Genomic DNA, 18,016 nt, shown 5'->3' on the forward strand with positions numbered 1-18,016 from the left:
TCTTCTCCTCACACGATGAACGACTACATGACTGCATTTGTCTGCAAGGCAGACTGACTATTTTTCTCCATAGCTTCTATAATCTCTTCCAGTTGCGTTTTCCCATAATACTTGAATTTCGGCAGCATCGCTTCTATTCTCGGCTTGTACGACATCGGCAAATGATAAAAATGATCTTCCACCAAACCATCATCAAAGCCGTAATCCCGCGCTGATCGTCCGGCCCCTTCAATCATCTCCATAATCGTATCCCATTTCAGCTGCAGATCCATCCCTGCTCTGTTCATGCCATCGAATAAGTATTCAAGCGTTAAATGGGAATACTCGCCCTTCTCGTAGGATTTGGACTTCACCATCTCGCTTATATATTCTTGGCACCGTTCATGACCCGGCCTGGCCAAGCATGACATAATGTAGTCGTACTTATCGTAATCGATAGCCAGATCAAGCCATCGTTCATCCCAATGCTTCGCCATATTCACTTGAAATTTGACCGAGCTGAAGTCGTGACGATCTTCATTCTCCTCATCAAAGGCAATATCGCTGTCATTCACCTGTGGCAAGACGCCTTCACGACCATTTTGATAAGCCTTGAACATTTCCGAAATGACACCGCTCATCGCCTCGAACACTTTCTCTACTCGTTCTTTCTTGCGTGCCGGCTTCAACGATTCCCACTCCTGCGTAATCCGATTCGCATAGTGTTCATACAACGCATCAGGCGGCAGTAACCGCACAGCTGTTTGGAATGCGTAAGGAATGCTTGGATGGAATAACTCCTCTATTCGAAACAACAGCTCCAGCGCCCGATTGGAACGTAATGCTGCCAAATTGCGGGAAGCGTAGTCCAACAATTTGTCCAACCATTTCAATCGTTTGAACAAGTCCGCATGCTGGAGCACATCGTCGTACACATCGCAAAGCTCTGGAATAGGTTTCTTCCACAACGCTTCCAAATAGCTGTCCAAAGCATACTTCTGTTCCGTCAGCCACTGCGTATCCTTCTTACGCTCCGGCACTTGCTGCAGCAATTGCTGCAAGGCGAGTATAATTCTGTTATCCAGTTCAGCATTCCGGCATCTCTTCATGATTGTCGCAATGTCATAGTGATCCTTGCCTACGATGCCTTCCATCAGCAAATCCAGCGCACTGTCCGACTGACTTCCTGCAAGTGCTTCATAAGCAGCCATGCGTATCGGCTTCAGCTTGTCAGTCGTCCACTCGACTAGCCTGTCCATGTACATGTCACGTCCAGCCATCGCTCGAATCGCTTCTACTCGCACGTCATTCGATCCGTTGTCTGCTGTCTGGAGCAGCAGCTCATTCACCTTGTCGCCGCCTGCCGCGGCAATCGCCCGTATCTTGCGGGCATCAGCCCGCTTGCCAAGCGGATTGAAGGATGGCAGCAGAAGCGGAAGCACTCGTTCACCATAGGAGGGGACAATATGCTCTGCCGCTAGATTGGCTATGTCGTGAAAGGAATCGTCCATTGCGCGAACAGCAGATTCCAAAAGACGAATGTCCTGAAATAATCCTGCATCGTAGGCTTGCTTTACAACGTCATACCTTCCGCCTCCAGAAGTGCTCAACGCTGTCATGACGGGAGCTAGCTCTCGATAAGAATACAGACCTGCAGACGGCTGGTTCCGCTTCGAGCTGGCTGATGCATCGGTTTGCTCCGGCGCGTCTTCACTTCCTGCTATTGCAGCTGTAATTGGTTGCTCCGCACTGCCTATCGTGTTCTGCTCTGTCGTCGACACTGCACAGTCAAATGCATCCGACTGCGTCAATGGTTTCAGTACGCCTGTCGGTGTGGCTGTTCCCATCGTGCGCAGCACAGATGTCAGCAGCAGCGCCAGCTCCTGCTGCTTCTCTGCCGCAGATTTCGTCCCCTTGGCATCAGGCTGCGTCAGCCCTTCAACACTGTCAGCCAATCTTCCGAATACAGCCGACTTCCCGCCAAGCTTACGCAATTCCGGCAATTGCCGCTTCAATCGCAAGTCACCGCTCGCGAGCTCGCTTCCCGCAATATATAACCGCTTCACCTCTTGATGCAATTGTTGCAATATGGCTGTGCTCATCTTTCATTCCTCCCCTTCAAGCAATTCTTCCTCTTAACCAAACGTTTCTTTCAATGTCGGATTTGCGATGCCCTTCATAATCGTTACCCCTGCCTGCAAGCCTATAGCTTGACGACGTTCCCAGAACAATGCAAAGAAGGAGAGACCATTCCTGTAGTCTCTCCTCCGAAGTCTGTCTGTTCACGCCTTGCAGCACTCCCAATAAGCCGGTACTCATACATAATCTCCTCCCACTTCTGGAGCGGCTAGATTATTGAATCCGCTTATGTCTATTCCTTGATGTTGTCGCTCATGGATTCTAGCAGTTCTTTCAATTGTTCTTTCGAATAACGGCTATGCATCGGCACAACGGCCTCAATTCTTGACTTGTACTTGGCAGGCAATTGTTCAAAATACTCAGCAATCAAGACGCGATCGAAATAGTAATTTTTAAAACGGATAGGATTTTCGATATAGCAGACAAGCGCTTCCCACTTTATTTCCGGGTCCATCTGCGCCCGGTCAAAGGCTCTCAGCAATAGAAGTATTCTCTCATCGCCATCTCTATGCTTCTCTTTCAATTGCAGTTGCTCCGTTATATAAGCCTTGCAGCCTTCATGATCCGGACGGGCCAGCATCGCGAGAAGCTCCAGGGCATTCCACTCCATGGCACAGTCCAGCCAGCGCCCATCCCACAGTTCATGAACAGGCATCTTAAACCGAGCTTGCTTGTATGATACTCTTGTGACCTGCCCTAAGCTTGCCTCATAGCTTCTAGCCTGTTCCCAGAACAGCTCTTCCATTGCTGATTCAACCAGCTTGATCCGCGCCTCGAATTCATTCTTTTTCTCCTCGCGCCAAGCGCCTGCGATGAAGCCATAATAACGTTCATACAGTGCTTGCGGCTCCAACAGTCGGGCAGCGGTCCGGAAAGCATAAGGAATGTATTTGGGGGCTTGTTTCTCAATGGCGAACAATAACCCAAGCTCCCTCGTCGTCCCCATATTTTCCAAATATTCAACAGCCTGATCATAGATGAGAATCAACCAGTCGATATCGGCATAGAACTGGGCATGTTGTGCGACATACAGGTACGTATCATACAGTTGCTCTAGCCGCTTGCTCCTCAACACCTCAAAGTAATTCTCTGCTTCCTCTCTTAAGCGAGCCAGCTTCTTCTCGTCGCCGACCGCTTCATGAGCGGATTTCATGACGGCATCCAACGCATGTACGATCAGGGTATCCAGTTCCCTATTCTCGCTATAGTAAGCCGCATCCCTTACAAGCTCGCCGTCCTTCCCTTTGAAGCTTTCCATCATATGCGCCAGCGCCGCTTCTGACTTGCAATGGGCCAACGCTCCATAAGCGGACTCTCGTACAGCTTTCTTCTTATCGGAAGTCCACGCAATCAAGCGATCAACATACTCCTCGCGGCCTGCCAGATGTTCGATAGCGACGGCACGCACTTCACTTGAACCTGTCTCCGCCCATTCCAGGAGCTGCCCGATGACCTCTTCCCCGCCTACTTCTGCGATGACATGCAATCTGCGGCAATCCGCGCTCTTGCCGTTCGGATCAAATACTTCCAGCATGTACGGCAAGATTTGCCGCCCGTAAGCTGGCAATATATGTTTTGCTGTATATTCTGATATATCGGAATAGGAATCGTCGAGCGCGCCTACAGCAAGCTGCATCAGACGCAGATCGTTAAACACACCGTTCTTGAATGCATCTGTAATCACTTCATAACGTCCGCCGCCAGATGTCGAAAGAGCTTCAACAACAGGAGCCAGCTTGCGATACGTTGAAATAGTCTTGAGTTGATTCGACTGATGGGCTATCGATTGCAGCGTGCCGGATTCCGCTGATGCGCCAAGCGTGCGCAAGACAGACGCCAGCAAAGTAGACACTTCCTGAAGACGTTCTCCCGAAGAAGATGCAGTCCCATCTGACGGCTCGATCAAAGCGGCGATGCCTTGTCCAAGCTTAGAGAATACAGGCGCGCGTTGGCCCAGCTGTTGGAACTGCGGCAACAGTCGCTTTAACCGCATATCCCCCGTTGCCAACTCACTGCCTGCAATGTACACTCGTCTTAATTCCTTATGCAGCTCTTGAAGCAATGCAGTACTCATGATGTATGTAACTCCCTTCCCGTTGTAAAGCCTAATACATTAGACGTGTAATTTCGGCATCCTTCATAACAGAGAGCGGTTGTGCCACCAGGCGGCCGGTATCCATCTGATGCTGGAACATAACGAGCATCGTACATCTTTGCAGACGTTCCCCTGGCAAGAAAGGCAGCAACTCAACCGTAGAGTGGCCGAAAGGCAGCGTATTTTCCAATACCAAGTGCGTGCCTGACTCATCTGTAATGACATATTGTCCCCGCTCATCTTGACTAACGCCGGCAACATGCAGCAGCATAACTGGCTGATGATCGCCCAGCGGGTTTTTGAGTTGGTTTTTCACTTTCTTCACGGCATCTGCAAAAGACCGTTGCGCCACCGTATGAACAGGCGTCCAATCTTCCGGCGTTACCGGGCGTGACGTCATCTCTTCCCAGCGCACCCGGCGGTTCATATCTCCCGGATAACGGTATAATGTCTTCACTTGCGCTACATCGAAGAAGCTGTCCTCTTCTTTTATATACTTGGAAGCTTTGTAGGGACGATATTGTGCTGTCCGGTGCACTTCGCTGCTCCCCTTCTCCAGCCAATAACCATAGTCGACGAACTCGCCGCGCGCCTTGTCGTCGTAGCTGAGGAACGCAAGCTGAATAAGCTCCGCATCTTCTGTCGCCAATCCGAATTGCTTCAGTTCCGTCAATTGCCAAGCGTGACCGAGCCATTCCTCGATGGTCGACTCATGATCCAGCGCCAGCTCCGGATCTTCCAGCTTCGCTTCCAGATGGGCGCGTCCCTTCTTGATGAAAGCATGAATAAGCGTCAACTGCTCCATGGCATCACTATAAGCTTTCTCCTGATCATCCTTGTTCGACAAATAATGAGCCAGCCTGCGAAGCTCAATCTGTGCTCCTGACAAGTAATGATTGCCCATTACCTTCACTTGATCTTGAATCGCTTTAATCCCCTTCTTGTCGATGGTGCCAAGACCGTCGCGCACGATGCCAAGCGTGAATTTCTCCAGCAATGCAAGCCCCTCTAGCTGTGCTGCAACCTTCTTTTTCAGGGCTGATTTATTCACCTTCTTCGGCTTGTCGGTGACCTCATCGGCTGCTCGCTTCGCCTTATTCTCTTCCCGTTTCTCCACCTTCTCGCGCTTCGCGGCTACATCTTCCGGGATGTCGGCCGTCTCGAAAGGACCGCTCTGGATATAAGCATACAGCAGTCCAAGCGAATGCTTGCATGGCAGTTGGCGGCTCGGACAAGAGCAGCGCAATACCGGCTGCGCCGGATTAATGAAATCGGCCGAGCAGGCGTAATTCGACTTGCCGCTGCCGGAGCACTCTCCGAATATGAGCGTATGGTCTGCGGACTGCTTGAGCTGTACGAATGCCTTCTTCTTGGACAAGCCCTGCGCATTTTTGATGGCTGAGCTGTTCGGAGCCAGCGCATCCACGTAAGCCTCCGTTATTTCGATCACATGATTACCTCCGCTCTCATTGTTTTTTTGATTCAACACGATATATACGACAGAAAGGAACGTACGTTTCCTTTTTTTATTATCGGATGAGGAAGTCCGCTATTGAAGCTATGGCGACATTTTCTCACAAATTTGTCACCTGAGGAAACGTCCATTGAGTAAATTCGCTGTTCTTCGCTATTTTTCCTGCTTATCCCATATATATCGCTTCACAATTATTCCCTAATTGCAACTGAGGTCACATCGCCTGCAACACGCCACTTGCCCCATTTCCTTCCTCTAACCGAGGTCACATCACCTGCAACACGCCACTTGCCCATCGTCCACTCCCCAAGCGAAGTTTTTCGATAATGACGAAGAGGCCAACCCCCGTTATCGGGAGTCGGCACATTTATGCGCAATATAAAGTTTCTGAAAATGATGCATTGCAATCATTCGCCAACAGTAATTCCCGCTACGTGCGAAAATAAGCGGCTTTCTGCAGCAGGTCGGTAGACTTCACCCGAAGCTCGTCGGTAGAAGCGGCAATCTCCTCCATGACAGCGGCCTGCTGCTGGGAGGCAGCGAAGATATGCTGGGCACCGCCGCGAATATGATCCGCCGCACCGGCTACCTTGCCGGTCTCTTCGCGGGAGGACTCCACTTGCTTCGTCTGATCCGCAAGCCCGGCGGCCATCATCTCCACCGCTCTGGCCACAAGCTCCGCTTCCCGCTTCACTTCCATGAAAGCGGCGGCGAACTGCTCGCCTTGCTTCGCTTCCTTGTGCGATACCTCATATTGCTTCTCGATATAGCCGACCGCATTGCCGACGCCTGTCTCCACCTGCTCCACCAGCTGGCGGATCTCGTCCACAGCTTTGCCGCTGCGGTCAGCCAGCGTCTTCACCTCGTGCGCGACGACGACGAAGCCCCTTCCCTCCTCGCCTGCGCGGGCCGCTTCGATGGCGGCGTTCAGCGCCAGCAGATGCGTCTGATCGGCGATTTCACCGACAACTTCGGAGATGCTGCCGATCTGCTCCGCGAGCAAGCTCATCTTCTTCACCACGTCCATGGCGCTCTTGTTCAGCTCTTCCAGATGGTGCATGCCGTCTACAAGCGAGCGGAACACTTCGCCGCTCTGATCGGCCGTTGTATTCATATGTATGGATCTCTGCTTTGTCTGCAGCGCTTCCTCTTGCATATCCAGCGAGGACTGATAGAGCGCATCGGCCGATTCGTTCAGCCTTCCCGCAGCTTCAGCCTGCTCTCCGGTTCCTGTCGTAATCTTCTCCGATTCGTTCGCAAGGCCTTCCAGTTGGATAGCGGATTGCGTAATTGCGCCTTGCAGCTCCTGGATGTGGCGGTCCGTCAGCATCGAATTCTCCTTAATCCCCTTCACGATCGTACTGAACTGACCCATCATGGATTGCAGCGACTCGATCAGCTGTCCCATCTCATCCTTCGACTTCACCGGAATGTTCACGGCGTTCAGATTGCCCGTTGCCGCTTCCTGCACGGCCGCAGTAACAGCTTGCAGCGGCTTCAGCAGCAGCTTCGCCGCGATATAGCCGAACAAGCCCGTCCAGAATATGCCCATCGCCAATGTGCCGACGATAAAGACCATATCCGGAATTTCAGGAAATATATCCACTAACACGAGTAGAAAGAAGGCGCTTGTGCTATACGTCACGATGGAACATGCCGTAATGCCCAGCACCATCTTGCCTACAATACCGAACCGCAGCTTCATAACCGGAATCCTCCCGACAAAGGTGTTATGATTCACTTCATCTTACTCTATCATCCTAGCACCCACTGTGATTTTTGTCACTCTTTGCTAGATTATGTCGGAAAGATTCGCTGATTAAGGCCATGTGATCGAAATCACTCTGTCATCCCCGGGAGCGGGGAAACCTCGCCCGTCCTTGTTGTTCGTTATGAAGTATAGCCGCCCATCCTTCAGCCTCACATCGCGAATACGCCCTACGCCCTCATGCAGCTTCTCCATCGTATCGGTGTCCGGCGAATAACGATAGATGGCTTCACCGCGCAAGCCGGCGATCAGCAGGCTTCCTTCCGCGTCGATCAGCATGCCCGAAGGCGCGATCGTCCCTGTCCCCGTGTGATGCACGGGGGAAATCATCCCTTCTTGCGACCGATCTCCCATGAGCAGCGGCCAGCCGTAGTTGCCTCCAGCAACAATGAGATTGATCTCATCATGTCCGCCCACGCTCCCGGACGGGCCATGCTCCGTACTGTACATGACGCCGTCCGCCGTCCACGCCATGCCTTGCGGATTACGGTGCCCATAGGTGTACACATAGGAACCCGCTATCGGATTGTCTTCCGGAATGCCGCCGTCCGGAAGCATGCGCAATATCTTGCCCGCCAGACTGGACTTGTCCTGCGCCAGCGACTTCTCCGCCGCATCCCCGGTCGTGGCGTACAGCATGCCGTCCGGTCCGAAGGCTAGTCTCCCGCCGTTGTGGTACAGGCTGCCCGGTATGTCCTCCAGCAGCGCCCGCATCTCCTGCCATCCCCCTTCTTCATGCAGAAGGAGCACGATACGGTTCTTCGTCTGCCCTTGCTCCCGATACGTATGATACGCATAGGCTTGACGGGATTCTGCGAAGTCCGGCGCAAGCAGGAAGCCCAGCAAACCGCCTTCTCCGTCATGGTGAACCGGCTTGGCGAGATGCAGCTCCTCCCGGACCAGCGTCCCGTTGCGAACCGTTGCCACGCGTCCTTCCCGTTCGCTCATATAGATATCGTCGCCGTGGAAATCGATCGACCATGGTATCATCAGTCCTTCCGCTTCGATCCGGTAAGGCTCGTCCGTCGCTTCGCTTCCTTCGTCTTCCGGCGCTCGCTCCTCCTCCACATTCTCTGCCGACTTCCCGCCTTCACCTGCCGAGGCGGACGACTGAGGCCTGACGCCCTCCGCCGAGTCGTCGCTCTCCCCTCCGTGATCCCGGCAGCCTGCCGCCAGCACGGCTATGGCGACGACAAGCATAACTATGCCCGAAAACAGAGCCAGCCGCTTGTACCTGCTGCTTGCCACTTCGATCTCCCCCATTCCGTATGTACATGCACCCTTCCATGCAAAAAAGAGACAGCCCTGCCTTCACCGCAGCCAGCTGTCTCCTTCCGCTATCCTGATGATGTCTCCGCGTCCTTCAACGCTCCTAGCAGCTCGTCGTGTATACGGCCATTGCTAGCCGCTACATTCCGCACCGCCAGGTTATACGGCTCGCCGTTCAAATCCGTCACCATCCCGCCGGATTCCTGGATGAGCAGTACGCCTGCAGCCATATCCCAGCTGTTCAGGCCGATCTCCCAGAATCCGCTAAGCCGCCCGGCGGCCACATACGCCATATGCAGCGCTGCGGAGCCCGCGATACGCAAGTTGCGAACCTTGGGAGCAAGCTCATTGATCCCTCGCAAATTAAGCGGCAGCGCAGCTTGCTGCTCCGGTGGCAATCCCGTCGCAATCAGGCTCTCCCGCAGCCTCTCCTCATCAGCAACGCCCATCTTGCGGCCGTGTACATAAGCTCCCTTGCCCTTCTCTGCGACGAACAGTTCATTGCGCATAGGATCGTATACAACGCCTACGATCAATTCGCCGCGATGGGCAAGCGCAATGGAGATGCAGAAGAACGGGAAGCCGTGCACGAAGTTGGTCGTGCCGTCGATGGGATCGACGATCCATAAATATTCGGCGTCGCGGGCTTCCTCCAGCGCCTTCGCCGACGCCTCCGGTCCCGGCTCCACTCCTTCTTCACCCAGGAAGGAATGGTGAGGGAAGTGGGTCGCAATAAGATTGCGAATGAGCCGTTCCGAGCCCTTGTCCACTTCTGTTACGAGATCCTGCGAGGAGTATTTCGACTGTAATTGATTATAGTTGCCAAGCTTGGTCTTAATCCATTCTCCTGCCTTGGAGGCACAGTTAATAGCGACAGCGGTGAAGCTCTTGCCGCCTACCACGGAGGCATTACGCTCTTCGTTCACGCTCTATCACTCTTCTTTCTATCCTTGATTGAAATCGATTTAGTATATACGTATTAGGACGCCTTGCGTTTCGCAAAAGTTGTTACGTTGCACCATTCCACAGCATCCGTCCCCTTAGAGGGCGCCTATACCGTCCACGATAAGCTGAACCGATAACAGAAGCAGCGTTGCGCGGAGCAGCCAGAGCAGCCCTTTCCCGCTCATCTTCATGGCGATCGCCGCCCCCAGCTTGCCGCCGATCCATGCACCTGGCACTAGCGCCGCCGCCATCAGCCAATTGATCTCGCCCAACGCGATATGCATGCCGCTGCCGAGAATGGACGACAGGAAGATGACGAACATCGAAGTCGCCGTCGCGACATGGGGAGGAAAGGCGAACAACAGCACCATCATCGGCACGAACAAGGAGCCGCCGCCGATTCCGAACAGACCGGAGATGAGTCCGACGCCAAAGCCGATAACGAGCATTGGAACCATGCCGTAGCTGTACGTATATTCCTGCCCCTTCGCATCGGCGAGCGTACGCTTGCGCGACCACTCCTTCGCAAACGGTTTCATATAATCACGGGCAATCAGGAGGCCAGCCATGAACAGCATAAAGATGCCGAACGTCAGCTGGAAGCTGCCAGCCTTCATATGCCCTGTCATCGCCGAGCCAAGCAACGCGCCGGGGCCGCTCGTCACGAACAGCAGCCATGCACTGCGGAAGTCGACCAGCCCGCGCTTGGCGTATGTCATGGAAGAGGACAATGCCGTCACGACAAGCACGGTCAGCGAGATGCCGACGGCCGTCCCGTGATCGACAGGTTGTCCAATCAATGAAGGCGCTATAAACAGCAAAGCCGGCACGATAATAATGCCGCCGCCAAGACCGACGATGCTGCCGAACATCGCAGCCGCAATTCCCAACAGTACAAGAAATACCCATTCCACTTTCACCGTCACCTACTTCAATTGTGTCTTGGTCTCATGGGAGCGTCAGTACGGTTCGATCTCCACACTGGCGCCATCCAGCACCTTGACTCCTTGTCCGTTCATCTCCAATGCCTTGAAGTCCTCCATCAGTTGCAGCAATGCGGCATCCTTCCGCTTCGCTTCCAGCATGCAGTCGAGCCGCTCGGTCGAGCCGGCCACCTTCCGAAGAAAGTGAAGCAGCGGTTCCGCTTGAACATTGTCCGCATGCCCCCGCGGATCCGTCACGCTCTTGGGGCTGGAAGCATGGATTTTGGCCGGCAGCTCGCTCTCAGCTTCCATACCGAGCCTTCTTCGCTCAAGCTCCCAGGTGCGCTGGATGCGCGGCCATAAGGCTTCCGTCAGCTCGTCCTCGCTTGTATCGCCGGGATTGACCGCATGATGATGAATATCCAGCACCATCGGCACACCGACGGCCTCCGCTGCCGCAAGCGTCTCTTTCACCTGGAAGGTCTTGTCGTCGTTCTCCAGCGTGACGCGATGCTTGTATCTGGGGTCCAATGCGCCGAATTGCTCGATGAACCGCATACCGGACACCACCTTGTCTCCGTATGCGCCGCCCATATGAATATTGCACTTGCAAGCTTCGTCCGTTCCCATCGCTTCCAGCATGCGCACATGATGAATCAGATCATGCTCCGACTTGCGCAGCACCTCCGGTCTGGGCGTGCTGAATACGCAGAAGTGGTCGGGATGGAAGGACAAGCGTATGCCTGTCTTGCGCGCATAGTCGCCGATCTTCCGGAAGGAAGGCTTCAGTAAGGCATATGGGTTCCACCCCTCCAGCGCGTCGTGCGTCGCCAGCGGAATGAGCTTGGAGGAGAGCCGGTACATCGCAATGTCGTACGCATGACTGTGCTTCAGAATACGAAGCGTGTTATGCAGATTTTCCTCCGCGATCTGCTCCAGTCTTCGAATGCCCGCTTCGCGATCCGCCAGCTTCGACAGCGTGGCGTAGGTCATCGTGCGCGATGGCGATGCGTTCTCAACCATAAGGCTCATCGCGACGAAGCCGAGGCGGACGATCATTGTTGCTCACGCTCTCCGAAGAACATTTCATGGGCTAGCGCCGTCTGCACTCTGGATTCTTCCTCGGTCAGCTTTCTTACCAATTCCATTTCCACTCCCGTCACTTCTTCCCCTTGAAAATTGATTTCCGCAACGGATGCCATAATGCGTACAATCGCAATCGCCTCATTGCTTGGATTGTAGGCGATCACCTTCTGGCCGGTGGGGTAGACGCGGAATCCGCTCTTTACCATTTTGCCCTTCCCGTATTCCAGTAATTCATACAGCTCCTGCTCCGACTTGAACTTGCACACGGAATTGAACTCTGTCTCAAATCCCATCTTCATTCCCCCGCTTCCTAAAAAATGGTATATGGTGATGTTTGCGTTGCTACAGCGATTCGTCCGAATACTGAATGAGTTCCTTCTCGCGGTGACGCTCCAATGCCAGCCCGATCAGCTTGGCCAGAAGCTCCTTGTAAGGAAGCCCGCTCTCCTTCCACATGAGAGGGTACATGCTGAACGGAGTGAAGCCCGGCAGCGTGTTCAGCTCGTTGATCAGCAGTGCCTGATCCTCCTTGCGCAAGAAGAAGTCGACGCGAGCCAATCCGGTACCGTCCACCGCCCGGAATGCGCGAACCGCCATGTCCCTTACGGCTTCCGTCTTCTCCTGCGGCAGCTCCGCAGGGATAATCATTGCGGATTTGCCGTCGATATATTTCGCTTTATAATCGTAGAATTCATTGGACGAAGCAATCTCGCCGGGTACCGAGGCTTCCGGCTCGTCATTGCCCAGCACGGCAACTTCAATCTCGCGCGCATCCACGAATTCCTCCACGATCACCTTGCGGTCGAAGCGGAGTGCATACTGTACCGCTTGCTCCAGCTCTTCCCGATTTCTCGCTTTGGAGACGCCGACGCTGGAACCCAGATTGGCCGGCTTGACGAAGCACGGATAACCGAGCGCCACTTCGCATTCCGCGATATGGAAGGCGGGGTCATTCTGCCACTGCGACCGCGTAAAGTAGCGGAAGGCGCATTGCGGCAGTCCTTCATGCTGGAGCACCTTCTTCATCATCACTTTATCCATGCCTACTGCAGACGCCAGCACGCCCGCGCCGACATAAGGGATATTCGCCATCTCGAACAGTCCTTGAATCGTGCCGTCCTCCCCATACGTGCCGTGAAGCAGCGGGAACATGACATCGATCGGCGCTTCATGTCCGGCATTCGCTTGCATCACTTCGTTATGGCTGCGAATGCTTGCCTCGGGCGCCTTCCCGCCTCTGTCCAGCATACTGAACAACGGCGCCAGACTGCTGGAGGAAGACGATGCGCTGCCTTGACGCAGCGTTTCCACGCTTTCTGGCGGCGCGTTCAGCGCAGCGCCGGCTTTCCATTCGCCTTGCTGGGTAATGTAGAACGGTTTTATCTCATATTGCGCGTAATCGAATTCCTTCATGACGGCCAGCGCAGTTAGCAGCGATACTTCATGCTCCCCCGACTTGCCCCCGTATACAATGCCTACTCTTATCTTGTTCCCCATGTCCACAATCCTCCGGTATGAATAAATAACTGAATAGGAATGCACTACAACAGATCCGGTATATGAAAAAAGCGATATCTCGTTCCTTCCGTCCAGGCATAGGAATCCTTATAATCCCAATAACGGTGGCGGCTTGCTACTGTATTGGCATTGACAAGCGGCTCTCCCGCGGCGTCAAAGGCCGTCACGATCGTGCTGTGCTGGAATCGGTTGTCCCCGTTCCAGTCGTACACGATAACATCTCCGAGCTGCAGCTCCCTTGCCGACTCCGTTTCGATGGCGCGAAGCCCAGTCTTGCGCGGAGCGGCCAAGTAATTCGTCAAGGCATGCGAGACGGCCCAGCTGTAGCTCCACCATTCGCCGCCTTTCATTCTTCCCTTGTACCACCAGCCGCTTTCCCTTCTACCAGTATAGTTCATAGGAGCATTGCCTGCAAAGATGCACTGGGACACATAATTCGTGCAGTTCACCTCGAACAGTTCGAATGCGGGATTCCCTTCATTCCACCATCTGTCCGCATAGGCCGCGGCCAAATCTCTCCTGTAACGAATTCCATTATGTCTGTTTTTGAATTGGGGCAACAGGTCATAATTGAGATAGGGTAAGGATGGGGTCAGAATAAGGGCGTCGTTGGCGGACGCTTCCGATTCCGCCAGCCATTGATGAGCCGCGCTGCCGTATCGCGACCGCCGCTCCGCCAGCTGCGGCTCAATCTGCCTGACGATCCAGCTGCCTTCGGTCTGGTACAGCCACAGTCGCTCCAGTTCATGGCGTTCTTCCATATAATAACGTCCGGAATGCTCCATTCTCCGCTTCACATGCAATCGCAGCTGAACGGATACTTCGCTCCCGGACTCATTCACGCGCAGCAGCTGCGCCTTCGTCTGACTGCCTGCCGGCAGCACGCCGCGCAGCAGATCGCGCTCGCGCAGACGGGCCATCTTCGAGGATAGTCGCGCCTCATGGATATCGTCCTCTATATAGTCGGACAACGCGCGGGCATGCTGCTCCGTCTCCGCCTGGTTGTACAAGCTGACATAACGGTCGATCGCGGCTCTCCAGCTTTGCTCCCTGGTCTGATGTCCGCCGCTGTAAGCGGAAGATTCCAGCAATGCGCTAAGCTTCACCTTCTTCCGCTCCAGTTGCTTGACGGGCTCTATGCCGCCGCTCGCGTCATGAATGGCGGCCTGCCCTGATCGGCGCGTCTGCGCCGCGGAAGCCGTTCTCTTCTCCGAAGCAGCCGGCTTGCCTGTACGATGCTGCCGATTTCTTTGCGGGCCCCGCCCGCCTGACTTTGCCATGCGCGATCCCCTCCGCTCCAGACTTGTAGCTGACATGGAAATACTGGTTCATTATATGACGTTGGAACCATTTTCATGAGATGTTCGTGAATGGGGACAGTATATAGATAGTCACCGGGAAACTTATCGGATCTGCCGTGGAATTGGAAGCGTTGGAAATAGGCAGAATGGACTTTACGACGAAGCCCTTTTAAAGCTATACTAGAGGCATAAGGTTTTTGAAATTGAGTTTCATCTGATGAAACAAATGAAACCGACTCCCATTATTTCAGCAAAGGAGAATAGCGATGACTAAACAAAATCAGTTTTCCGTTCGCACGACTCTCCAATCAGGCGGCAAAGATTATAATTATTACCGTCTGAACGGGTTGCAAGAGCAAGGCCTGGGCGATGTGTCCAAGCTGCCTTTCTCCATTAAAGTGCTGCTGGAGGCAGCCGTTCGGCAATTCGACGGACGCGCCATCACTCCTGAGCACGTCAAGCAGCTTGCCAGCTGGGCAAGCGGCCGCGAAGACAAGGAAATTCCTTTCATCCCGGCTCGTATCGTATTGCAGGACTTCACTGGCGTGCCTGTAGTCGTGGATCTTGCGGCTATGCGCGATACCGTGAAGAAGGCAGGCGGAGATCCCAAGAAGATCAATCCGCTCGTACCTGTCGATCTCGTTATCGACCACTCCGTTATGGTTGACACATTCGGCAGCCCAGATGCTCTGGAGTATAACACAAAGGTAGAATTCGAGCGCAATGAGGAGCGCTACCGCTTCCTTCGCTGGGCGCAGACGGCGTTCGACAACTTCCGCGCGGTTCCGCCGGGAACAGGTATCGTTCACCAAGTGAATCTGGAGTACCTTGCATCTGTTGCAGCTACGAAGACAACGGACGGCGAGACAGTTGTCTATCCGGATTCCCTGGTCGGCACAGACTCCCATACGACGATGATCAACGGTCTTGGCGTTGTCGGCTGGGGCGTAGGCGGCATCGAGGCGGAAGCCGGCATGCTGGGCCAACCGCTGTACTTCGTTATGCCTGAAGTTATCGGCTTCAAGCTGACAGGCAGCCTGGCGGAAGGCGCGACGGCAACCGACCTTGCGCTGACCGTTGTTCAGATGCTTCGCAAGAAAGGCGTTGTCGGCAAGTTCGTCGAATTCTTCGGCCCTGGCCTGTCCAACATCAGCCTGGCTGACCGTGCGACTGTCGCGAACATGGCTCCGGAATACGGCGCAACCGTCGGCTTCTTCCCTGTCGACAGCGAGACGCTGGACTTCATGCGCCAGACTGGCCGCAGCGAAGAGCAAGTAGAACTCGTAGAAGCTTACTACAAGGCGCAAGACATGTTCCGTACGGATGAGACGCCTGACCCGGTATTCACGGACGTCATCGAGCTCGATCTGGCCACTATCGTGCCTTCTCTGGCCGGTCCGAAGCGTCCGCAGGACCGCATCGAGCTGACAGACATGAAGGAAGCGTTCAACAGCATCATCCGCACGCCGATCGACAAGGGCGGATATGGCTTGAACGAAGAGAAGATCGAACAGATTATCCCTGTTAAGCATAAGAGCGGCGAAGAGTCCAAGATGGGTACAGGCGCAGTCGTCATCGCGGCGATTACGAGCTGTACGAACACATCCAACCCGAGCGTTATGCTGGGTGCAGGCCTTGTCGCGAAGAAAGCAGTCGAGCGCGGCCTGACGAAGCCGGCTTACGTGAAAAGCTCGCTGACGCCTGGTTCCCTGGTCGTTACCGACTATCTGGTGAAAGCTGGACTGCTGGAGTCGCTTGAAGCGCTGGGCTTCCACGTGGCAGGCTACGGCTGTGCGACATGCATCGGCAACTCCGGTCCGCTTCCTGACGAAGTCAGCGCGGCAATCGCCGACAACGATATGACAGTAGCCGCTGTATTGTCCGGCAACCGCAACTTCGAAGGCCGCGTACATGCGCAGGTGAAAGCGAACTATCTGGCTTCTCCGCCGCTTGTCGTCGCTTACGCTCTGGCCGGCACTGTGAACATCGATCTGGCGAACGAGCCGCTCGCTTACGACAAAGACGGACAGCCGGTCTATCTGAAGGATATCTGGCCAACGAACGCCGAGATTAAAGAAGCGGTGGCAACTGCTCTTAACCCGGATATGTTCCGCGCGAAGTACGAGAATGTGTTCACGCAGAACGAGCGCTGGAACGCGATCGACGTACCGGAAGGCGAGAGCTACGAGTGGGATGAGAAGTCCACTTATATTCAGAACCCGCCGTTCTTCGAGAACCTGGGCTCCGAGCTGGCTGACATCTCCGACATCCATTCGGCGAATGTGCTGGCGCTGATGGGCGATTCCGTTACGACGGACCATATCTCCCCAGCAGGCAATATTACGCCGACAAGCCCTGGCGGCAAGTACTTGATCGACAACGGCGTCGAGCGCAAGGACTTCAACTCCTACGGCTCCCGCCGCGGCAATCATGAAGTGATGATGCGCGGTACGTTCGCCAACATCCGCATCCGCAATCAGGTTGCTCCTGGCACGGAAGGCGGCGTAACGACTTACCTGCCTACGGACGAAGTGATGTCCATCTATGATGCTTCCATGAAGTATCAAAGTGAAGACAATAACTTGGTCGTTATTGCGGGCAAAGAGTACGGAACGGGCAGCTCCCGCGACTGGGCGGCGAAAGGCACATACCTGCTGGGCGTGAAAGCCGTTATTGCGGAGAGCTTCGAGCGTATTCACCGCTCCAACCTCGTCGGCATGGGCGTTCTGCCGCTGCAGTTCCTGGAAGGCCAAAGCTGGAAGACGCTTGGCATCACTGGCCGCGAGAAGTTCGACATTACCGGGCTCAGCAACGATGTGAAGCCTGGCGAGACGTTGAACGTAACGGCTACACGCGAAGACGGCTCCACATTCGAGTTCACGGTGCTTGTTCGTCTGGACTCCCTCGTGGACGTAGATTACTACCGCAACGGCGGCATCCTGCAGACGGTATTGCGCCAGATGATTGCCAACATGTAATGGCGCTATGCAATGGTGCTATGTAATCGCCCGATGTAATGGTGCTATGTAGTGGTGCTATGCAATGGTGCCATGTAGTGGTGCTATGTAATCACGCGATGCTCTCTGTGAGCATATCGGTCGAGAAGATCTTTCCGCTTTGCCGGAAACATTGAAGCAGAGAAAGCCCTGAGACATCTTGTGATGTCTCAGGGCTTTCGTGATTATGATTGGTGATTGGTGATCGGTTTGTTGTATTTCCCGCTCTGATGGTTAATCCCCCGCCCACTGCCCGCTCCAATTCGCTGCTTTCACCCGATTCCTCAGCTGCTTTTCTCCGGCCTACCTGCCACTTTTGAACGAAAAATCACACAAATGCGCTGCCTTATTCGAACAACTGGCACCATTTGTACGATAAATCGTACAAACGTACACAATTTTACAGCTATCCTGCCACTTTTGTACGAAAAACCACACAAATGCGCTGTCTTCTTCGAACAACTGGCACCATTTGTACGATAAATCGTACAAACGCACACAATTCTACTGCCATACTGTCACT

At 54.2% G+C, this 18,016-nt stretch carries 12 protein-coding genes; 1 reads left to right on the plus strand and 11 read right to left on the minus strand.

The annotated features are described in order from the left end of the window. Positions 1-23: 23 nt before the first annotated feature. The 11 genes from M6D81_RS24465 to M6D81_RS24515 form a co-directional block, all read right to left on the minus strand. Positions 24-2,081: a HEAT repeat domain-containing protein gene (locus M6D81_RS24465; RefSeq protein ID WP_262679793.1), complete on the minus strand. Its 2,058-nt coding sequence runs from the start codon at positions 2,079-2,081 to the stop codon at positions 24-26. Between the two features lie 269 nt (positions 2,082-2,350). Further along, the gene (locus M6D81_RS24470; RefSeq protein WP_262679794.1) at positions 2,351-4,192 is read right to left on the minus strand and encodes a HEAT repeat domain-containing protein; all 1,842 of its coding nucleotides are present in this window, start codon (positions 4,190-4,192) and stop codon (positions 2,351-2,353) included. A gap of 31 nt (positions 4,193-4,223) precedes the next feature. After that, the gene (locus M6D81_RS24475; protein ID WP_262679795.1) at positions 4,224-5,663 is read right to left on the minus strand and encodes an SWIM zinc finger family protein; all 1,440 of its coding nucleotides are present in this window, start codon (positions 5,661-5,663) and stop codon (positions 4,224-4,226) included. A 454-nt stretch (positions 5,664-6,117) separates the two neighbouring features. Next, the gene (locus M6D81_RS24480; protein ID WP_262679796.1) at positions 6,118-7,392 is read right to left on the minus strand and encodes a methyl-accepting chemotaxis protein; all 1,275 of its coding nucleotides are present in this window, start codon (positions 7,390-7,392) and stop codon (positions 6,118-6,120) included. Positions 7,393-7,506: 114 nt separating this feature from the next. Beyond that, positions 7,507-8,703: a PQQ-dependent sugar dehydrogenase gene (locus tag M6D81_RS24485; protein ID WP_262679797.1), complete on the minus strand. Its 1,197-nt coding sequence runs from the start codon at positions 8,701-8,703 to the stop codon at positions 7,507-7,509. Positions 8,704-8,792: 89 nt separating this feature from the next. Continuing rightward, complete coding sequence (locus M6D81_RS24490) at positions 8,793-9,650, minus strand: inositol monophosphatase family protein (protein WP_262679798.1); 858 nt, start codon at positions 9,648-9,650, stop codon at positions 8,793-8,795. Between the two features lie 114 nt (positions 9,651-9,764). Beyond that, entirely contained in the window at positions 9,765-10,583 is an 819-nt protein-coding gene (locus M6D81_RS24495) for a sulfite exporter TauE/SafE family protein (protein ID WP_410795790.1), read from the minus strand. Between the two features lie 45 nt (positions 10,584-10,628). After that, positions 10,629-11,651, minus strand: coding sequence for a UV DNA damage repair endonuclease UvsE (gene uvsE, locus M6D81_RS24500; RefSeq protein WP_262679800.1), 1,023 nt, complete (start codon positions 11,649-11,651; stop codon positions 10,629-10,631). Beyond that, the gene (locus tag M6D81_RS24505; RefSeq protein ID WP_262679806.1) at positions 11,648-11,971 is read right to left on the minus strand and encodes a hypothetical protein; all 324 of its coding nucleotides are present in this window, start codon (positions 11,969-11,971) and stop codon (positions 11,648-11,650) included. The genes uvsE and M6D81_RS24505 overlap by 4 nt, the downstream gene beginning before the upstream one ends. Positions 11,972-12,020: 49 nt before the next feature. Further along, positions 12,021-13,175, minus strand: coding sequence for a D-alanine--D-alanine ligase (locus tag M6D81_RS24510; protein ID WP_262679801.1), 1,155 nt, complete (start codon positions 13,173-13,175; stop codon positions 12,021-12,023). A 44-nt stretch (positions 13,176-13,219) separates the two neighbouring features. Next, the gene (locus M6D81_RS24515) at positions 13,220-14,476 is read right to left on the minus strand and encodes an amidase domain-containing protein (RefSeq protein WP_262679802.1); all 1,257 of its coding nucleotides are present in this window, start codon (positions 14,474-14,476) and stop codon (positions 13,220-13,222) included. A 287-nt stretch (positions 14,477-14,763) separates the two neighbouring features. Here M6D81_RS24515 and acnA point away from each other — a divergent pair, with 287 nt between their 5' ends. Further along, complete coding sequence (gene acnA, locus M6D81_RS24520) at positions 14,764-17,475, plus strand: aconitate hydratase AcnA (RefSeq protein ID WP_262679803.1); 2,712 nt, start codon at positions 14,764-14,766, stop codon at positions 17,473-17,475. The last annotated feature ends 541 nt before the right edge of the window (positions 17,476-18,016 follow it).

The sequence above is a fragment of the Paenibacillus sp. J5C2022 genome (genome assembly GCF_025567625.1).
GTDB lineage: Bacteria > Bacillota > Bacilli > Paenibacillales > Paenibacillaceae > Pristimantibacillus.